The sequence below is a fragment of the Heliomarina baculiformis genome, from assembly GCF_019966545.1.
GTDB lineage: Bacteria > Pseudomonadota > Alphaproteobacteria > Rhodobacterales > Rhodobacteraceae > Heliomarina > Heliomarina baculiformis.
Window position 1 is genome coordinate 106,440 of the sequence record NZ_JAIMIC010000010.1, and the last position, 6,672, is coordinate 113,111.

7 protein-coding genes are annotated in these 6,672 nt (G+C 58.4%); 4 read left to right on the forward strand and 3 right to left on the reverse strand.

Features of this window, described 5'->3' with window-relative positions:
- Positions 1-2: 2 nt before the first annotated feature.
- Together MF268_RS20635 and MF268_RS20640 are read right to left on the reverse strand one after the other, a co-directional pair.
- Positions 3-1,154, reverse strand: coding sequence for an acetyl-CoA acetyltransferase (locus tag MF268_RS20635; RefSeq protein WP_238372753.1), 1,152 nt, complete (start codon positions 1,152-1,154; stop codon positions 3-5).
- Between the two features lie 3 nt (positions 1,155-1,157).
- Positions 1,158-1,535, reverse strand: a complete 378-nt coding sequence (locus tag MF268_RS20640; protein ID WP_067624578.1) for a Zn-ribbon domain-containing OB-fold protein — start codon at positions 1,533-1,535, stop codon at positions 1,158-1,160.
- Between the two features lie 104 nt (positions 1,536-1,639).
- Between MF268_RS20640 and MF268_RS20645 the strand changes: the two genes are divergently transcribed.
- The 3 genes from MF268_RS20645 to MF268_RS25305 are packed head-to-tail and all read left to right on the forward strand — an operon-like array spanning position 1,640 to position 3,950.
- Positions 1,640-2,785, forward strand: a complete 1,146-nt coding sequence (locus tag MF268_RS20645; RefSeq protein ID WP_238372754.1) for a CaiB/BaiF CoA transferase family protein — start codon at positions 1,640-1,642, stop codon at positions 2,783-2,785.
- Positions 2,786-2,802: 17 nt separating this feature from the next.
- Positions 2,803-3,342: a CoA transferase gene (locus MF268_RS25300; RefSeq protein WP_273545122.1), complete on the forward strand. Its 540-nt coding sequence runs from the start codon at positions 2,803-2,805 to the stop codon at positions 3,340-3,342.
- Positions 3,342-3,950 (forward strand): CoA transferase, encoded by a 609-nt coding sequence (locus MF268_RS25305; protein ID WP_273545123.1) that lies wholly within the window; start codon positions 3,342-3,344, stop codon positions 3,948-3,950. Before MF268_RS25300 ends, MF268_RS25305 begins: the two co-directional genes overlap by 1 nt.
- A 21-nt stretch (positions 3,951-3,971) precedes the next feature.
- On the opposite strand, the gene MF268_RS20655 is transcribed toward MF268_RS25305, so the two are convergent.
- Positions 3,972-5,129, reverse strand: a complete 1,158-nt coding sequence (locus MF268_RS20655) for an acyl-CoA dehydrogenase family protein (protein WP_238372755.1) — start codon at positions 5,127-5,129, stop codon at positions 3,972-3,974.
- 247 nt (positions 5,130-5,376) lie between these two features.
- On the opposite strand from MF268_RS20655, the gene MF268_RS20660 reads away from it, so the two are divergent.
- Complete coding sequence (locus MF268_RS20660) at positions 5,377-6,552, forward strand: acetyl-CoA C-acyltransferase family protein (protein WP_238372756.1); 1,176 nt, start codon at positions 5,377-5,379, stop codon at positions 6,550-6,552.
- Positions 6,553-6,672 lie beyond the last annotated feature (120 nt).

Consider the following 6,672-nt stretch of genomic DNA (forward strand, 5'->3'; position numbering starts at 1 on the left):
CGTCAGAGCGTGTTTTGCGATCCAAGTATTGCCGTGACCTGACTGGACAGCACACCGCCGTTGCCATGCGCCAGCGCCAGGTCGACATCCCTCAACTGAATGCCAGGCGCGTCGCCACGGATCTGACGCGCAGCCTCGATCACCGTGAAGATGCCGTACATACCGGGGTGTACGCAGGACAGGCCCCCGCCATTCGTGTTCACAGGCAAGACGCCGCCAGGCGCGATTCGCCCGCCTTCGACGAAGGCCCCGCCCTCGCCCTTGGCGCAGAACCCCAGATCTTCAAGAAACAGGATGGTATTGATGGTGAAGGCATCATAAAGCTCGACCGCCTGGATGTCCGCAGCGGTCACTCCGGCCGCCGCAAAGGCGCGCGCGCCTGAGTCGCGGGCGGCGGTCACGGTGAAATCTTTCATCTGCGAAATCTGCCGGTGCGAGCTTTCCGCAGCACTGCCCAGCACATAGACAGGCGCCTTTGGGAAATCCCGGGCGCGGTCCGCGCGTACCAGAACAATCGCACCGCCGCCGTCGGTGACAAGACAACAATCGCGCACGGTCAACGGATCGCCCACCATGCGCGCGCCCAACACGTCCTCGCGGGTCAGCGGGCCGCGCTCGAAAGCTTCGGGGTTGTGCTGCGCCCAGGCCCGCGCGGCAACGGCCACGTCGGCCAGCTGTTCGCGGGTGGTGCCATATTCATGCATGTGCCGCGCCGCGGCCATCGCATATGCCGAGATCGGATAGCGCGGATTGTACGGCGCCTCATGGGCCGGCGGGCGCGAGGCGGTCACCAGTCTGCCCGACGCGGTGCGCTGATTGGAGCCATAGACAATCAGGGCGACAGCACACAGACCGGCATCAAGCGCCATGGTCGCAGACGTCAGATAATTCACGAAGGATGATCCGCCCGACATCGTGCCATCAATGAGACGCGGCTGAATGCCCAGATACTCTGCCGCCATAAGCGCCGGCATACTGTCTTCCATCATGGTGCAGAACAGCCCGTCCACGTCGGACAGTTTCAGCCCGGCATCGCCAAGCGCTGCAAGTGCGGACTGCGCCATGACATCATATGCCGTCAGACCATGGGCCTCGCCGAAACCGGCATGACCGGTTCCCACGATGGCGGATTTTCCCCGAAGTTCAGCGGTCATATCTTATCCCTCCGACGGCTTGAAAAGCACGGCCGGAGCGCCCTCGGCCTCGCCCACGAAAGCGGTTACAGCCATGTCGATGGCGACCTCACCCGGAGCAATGCCCTCGACCCGGCTCATCATCCGGACGCCCTCGTCCAGTTCGACAACGCACACGTTGTAGTCGCCCCCCCGTTCAGGCTTTCGGCGCACGACGGTTGTGGTGTGGACCCGTCCCTTGCCGGTAGCCTGCTTCCACGAAATCGCAGTGCCATGACAATGGGGACACAGGACTCGCGGGAAAAAATGATAGGCCCCGCAGTCTTCGCACTTTGGCAGCAGGATCTCTCCCTTTGTCAGCGCGCCCTGGAAAATATGGTCTGGTCCTTTGGCGTCCGGCACCGGCGTTCTCCTTCAAGTAATCCAGTCTCTGGTTAAGCGTATTGATAATATTTCTAACAAATGTTAGATTTAGTCAACCTCTTTGGAACATTTGCGGGATACTCATGTCAGGTTCAGATTTAGCCCCCCTTTCTGGCAAACTCGTCGTTGCGCTCGAACAGGCAGTCGCAGCGCCTTTTTGCTCCTCGCGGCTGGCCGATGCCGGCGCGCGCGTGATCAAGATCGAACGCAAGGGCGCAGGCGATTTTGCCCGCGCCTACGATGCCGCCGCCAACGGTGAAAGCGCCTATTTCACATGGCTGAACCGAGGCAAAGAATCGGTCGCCCTGGACATTAAAGCTGACGAGGACCGGGAAATCCTGCTCAGGATGCTGGAAAACGCGGATGTGTTTGTTCAAAACCTGCTGCCGGGCGCGCTGGCCAAGCTCGGGCTCGATTCCGCGAGTCTGCGAGAGAGGTTCCCGCGTCTCGTGACCTGCGACATCACCGGATACGGTGAGGACGGCCCGATGCGCAATGCCAAGGCCTATGATCTTCTGGTGCAATGCGAAAGCGGTCTGGCATCGGTGACCGGCACGGCGGACGGACCGGGGCGGGTTGGCGTTTCCGTCTGCGATATCGCCACCGGTATGACAGCCCATGCCGGAATTTGCGAAGCACTTGTCGGGCGTGATCGCACCGGCAAGGGCAGCGGTGTTTCGGTGGCAATGTTTGACGTGATGGCCGACTGGATGTCGGTTCCGCTGCTTTATCACGATTACCTTGGCAAGCCGACACCGCGTGTCGGACTGAACCACACGGTCATCTGCCCATACGGGGCCTATGCGTGCAAGGACGGTCAGCTTGTCGTCATTACCGTGCAGCACAGCGGCGAATGGCTACGGTTCTGTGAACACATACTGGGCGACGCGACTCTGGCTAACGACCCCCGGTTTCATGACAACACGGCGCGAATTGAAAACAAGCCCGCGCTCGAGGCGCTCATCAAGGCCGTGTTCTCCTCTCATGACCGCGCCGAGATGCTGAAGCGGTTTGACGCTGCGGGCATTGCCTCCGGGGCCGTGAACGACGTGGCGACCCTGTCCGATCACCCGCAGCTTGACCGGTCCGTGATTGGCACACCCTCCGGCGAGATCAAGGTCCCGACACCCCCGATCCGGCGCAGCATAGGCGAAACGACACTGGGCCCCTGCCCGGCCTTCGATGCTGAAGGCAAAGCCCTTCGCGCCGAGTTCTGCCCTCGTTCATAAAAAGGTTGGGCAACTAAATGACCGCTGAGAAAAAACCCGCGATCCTTCAGGGCGTGAAGATCGTCGACCTTACTTCTGTGGTTTTCGGACCTTTGGCCACGCAAATGCTGGGCGATCTGGGGGCCGATGTGATCAAGGTGGAAGGTCCCGAGGGCGATCTTCTTCGCCAGGTCCAGCCTTCACGCAACAATCTGATGGGTGCCGCTTTTCTGGGCACCAACCGTAACAAGCGCAGTGTCGTACTCGACCTGAAAACGCAAACCGGTCACAATCGGCTGCGCAAGCTACTGGCCGATGCCGACGTGATGATTTCAAGCATACGGCCGACGGCGCTAGCCAGATTGTCTCTCGATCTCGAAACCCTACGCCAGGAAAATCCGAACCTGATCACGGTATCTTCCACTGGATTCGGGCAGGACGGACCCTATGCCGCCCGACCCGCGTTCGACGATGCTGTCCAGTCGGTTTCTGGGTTGGCTAGCCTGGCAACATTGCGCGATCGCGAAGCGCCGCCCGCATATGCCCTACGATTCTCGCCGACAAGCTTGGCGCCGTGATGGGAGCCCTGTTCCACCGCGAGCGTACGGGAGAAGCCCAGCATGTCGAGGTGCCGATGTTTGAGACGCTGGCCGCCTTCCTGCTGGCCGAACATCTGGATGGTGCCACCTTCGAAGAGACCCCGCAGGATTTCGGCTATGCCCGGATGCTGGTTCCGCATAGGCGTCCGGTTAAGACGGCAGATGGATATATCACAATTCTGCCCTACACCAACGTACAATGGGCGCGGTTCTTCAAGGCGGTCGGGCGCGATGACATGATCGACCACGTCTGGGTCACTGACATGGACACCCGTAGCCGCAACATCGGCGCTGTATACGATATGGTGGCGCAGATTGCCCTAACTCGGACAACAGATGACTGGCTTGCCTTGATGGAGCAGGCCGACATACCCGCCATGCCGGTGCGCAACCTGTCGGATTTGCCGAACGATCCCCATCTTGCCGCGACCGGGTTCTTTCAACAGATTGATCACCCAACCGAAGGGGCGATCTGGACGACACGCCCGCCGATACGATTCTCGGCAACGCCGGCGCGGCATGATCACCGCCCTGCCCCTCGACTGGGGGAGCACAGCGAAGATATCATCGGGCCGGGAGAAGAATAACCCCCCCCGGCACCGGGCGGATCAAACATCCATCGAACGTGCGATCAGTTCTTTCATGATCTCGTTGGTGCCGCCATAGATCATCTGGACCCGGCTATCGGCATACAGGCGCGCGATCGGGTATTCCATCATGAAACCATAACCGCCGTGCAGTTGCAGGCATTCATGCATGACCTCGTTTTGCGTCTGGCTGCCCCACCATTTCGCCATCGACGCCGTGGCCGCATCAAGTTCGCCCTTTTCGAGGCGCACGAGCCCGTCATTGACGAAGGTGCGCAGCAATTCGGCCTTGGTCTTGCATTCCGCCAATTTGAAGCGTGTGTTCTGGAAATCCATGATGCGGTTACCAAATGCCTTGCGGTCCTGTACATATTTCACAGTTTCATCGATGGCAAAGTCAATGAAGCCTAGCGCGGTAACGCCAATCATCAGCCGTTCCCAAGGGAGCTGCTTCATCAACTGGTAGAAACCTTGCCCTTCTTCCGGGCCAAGCAGGTTTGCCGTAGGCACGCGCACATCCTCGAAGAACAACTCAGCCGTATCCGATCCCTTCATGCCCAACTTCTTCAGGTTTCGTCCCCTACGAAAGCCTTCGGCGTCCTCGGTTTCCAGAACGATCAGCGAAACGCCCTTGGCGCCAGCGTTACGGTCGGTCTTTGCCACGACAACAACTAGATCGGCTGTATGTCCGTTGGTGATGAAGATCTTCGAGCCGTTGATCTTGTAGTGGTTGCCATCCTTTTCCGCATGGGTCTGGACGTTCTGGAGGTCAGAGCCCGTTCCTGGCTCGGTCATCGCGATCGCCGCGACACTGTCGCCGCTGACCAGCTTCGGCAACCACTTTTTCTTCTGTTCTTCGCTGCCATAGGCGTTGATATAATGGATTACGATGGACTGGATGCCATAGCCCCAACCCGTGTCACCGGTGCGCCCCTGCTCATAAACGGTAATTGCATCGAACCCGATGCCGCCGCCGAACCCGCCATATTCTTCGGCAATCGAGCCGCCCATGACACCCTGTTGACCGACTGTTTTCCAGAAGTCGCGGTCAACAATGCCCTGCTCAGCCCATTTTTCGATGTTTGGAGCCATTTCGGCATCAAAAAGCTTGCGTGTGCTATCCGCGAACATCTTGTGTTCATCCGCGGTCCAGGCCGAACTATTCGTGATCAGAGACATGTTGGAATCCATTCTTAAGGTTGGTGTTGCCATAAATCTAACATCTGTTATTTTTTCGGCAATGGCCCAGTCTCAAGGCAAACACAGCGTTATCTTGCTAGAGACGGCTTTCCTGAACAGGCGCGGTATCAACTTCCTACTCCCAAGCAAGTTCCACCAAGGCACCGAACGCGCAGGTCAGGGTAACGGGCTGACACTGGGCAGTACACGGCCTGCGTGACGCAAAAAATGAAGAACCGGAGTGAAAATGAAAGATATCGTAGTATTGGATGGTGTGCGAACAGCCATCGGAACCTTTGGCGGCTCTCTTGCGGGCACGTCTCCGATCGAACTGGGTAGCATCGTGGCGAAAGAGGCGCTTGCGCGTTCAGGTGTCGAAGGCAAGCAGGTTGGAAACGTTGTTTTTGGCCATGTTATTAACACAGAGCCGCGCGACATGTATCTTAGCCGCGCGGCGTCTATTGCCGCTGGAGTGCCAGAAATGGCGCCCGCAATGAACGTCAATCGGCTCTGCGGTTCTGGGCTACAGGCGATTGTGTCAGCGGCGCAGTCGCTGATGCTGGGTGATGCAACAATGGCTCTTGCCGGTGGCAGCGAAAGCATGAGCCGCTCGCCCTATATCGTGCCAGCCATTCGCTGGGGGCAGAAAATGGGTGACACGGGTGCAACTGACATGATGCTCGGCGCGTTGAACTGTCCGTTTGGCACCGGGCATATGGGCGTAACAGCGGAAAACGTCGCCGCCGAATACGACATCACGCGCGAAGCTCAGGATGCGTTTGCCCTTCAAAGCCAGGAGCGCGCTCTGAACGCGCTCAAAGAGGGGTATTTCAAATCCCAGATCGTTCCCGTCGAGGTCAAGGTCAAACGCAACACTGCTTTTTTCGACACCGATGAACACCCCAAGGCGAGCACAGTTGAAATGCTCGGCAAACTGCGTCCGGCCTTCCAGAAGGATGGCACCGTGACGGCGGGGAATGCTTCGGGTCTCAATGATGGGGCCGCCGCAGTTGTGCTGGCCACGGCAGATTCTGCATCAGATGCAGGGTTGAAACCGCGCGCACGCCTGCTTGGATATCATATTGCAGGAGTACGCCCGGACATCATGGGAATCGGGCCAATTCCGGCTGTCGAAGGACTTTTGAAACGTACAGGCCTGACAGTTTCTGATTTCGACGTCATCGAGTCAAACGAAGCCTTCGCGGCTCAGGCTTTGGCCGTGAGTAAAACTCTTGGTCTGGATGGCAACAAGGTGAACCCCAACGGCGGCGCAATTGCTCTTGGACATCCTATCGGGGCGTCGGGGGCCATTATCTTTGTCAAAGCGCTCTACGAGCTGGAGCGTACCGGCGCAAAACGCGCGCTGATTACCATGTGTATCGGTGGTGGGCAGGGGATTGCCCTAGCTATAGAAGCCATGTGAATTAGAGTCTATGGACACCTCAAAAAAGCGGTTCCCTTTCAATTAAAGCGTTTCTAGAAAAACCTGAATCGTGAGGGATTCCTTTTGGAGGCTGATTGTGATTCATCCTGTTTGGGAGGA

Coding starts and splice junctions, on each gene's coding strand:
- MF268_RS20635 (WP_238372753.1), bottom strand. CDS start 1,154: ATGACCGCTGAACTTCGGGGAAAATCCGCCATCGTGGGAACCGGTCAT.
- MF268_RS20645 (WP_238372754.1), top strand. CDS start 1,640: ATGTCAGGTTCAGATTTAGCCCCCCTTTCTGGCAAACTCGTCGTTGCG.
- MF268_RS25300 (WP_273545122.1), top strand. CDS start 2,803: ATGACCGCTGAGAAAAAACCCGCGATCCTTCAGGGCGTGAAGATCGTC.
- MF268_RS25305 (WP_273545123.1), top strand. CDS start 3,342: ATGGGAGCCCTGTTCCACCGCGAGCGTACGGGAGAAGCCCAGCATGTC.
- MF268_RS20655 (WP_238372755.1), bottom strand. CDS start 5,129: ATGTCTCTGATCACGAATAGTTCGGCCTGGACCGCGGATGAACACAAG.
- MF268_RS20660 (WP_238372756.1), top strand. CDS start 5,377: ATGAAAGATATCGTAGTATTGGATGGTGTGCGAACAGCCATCGGAACC.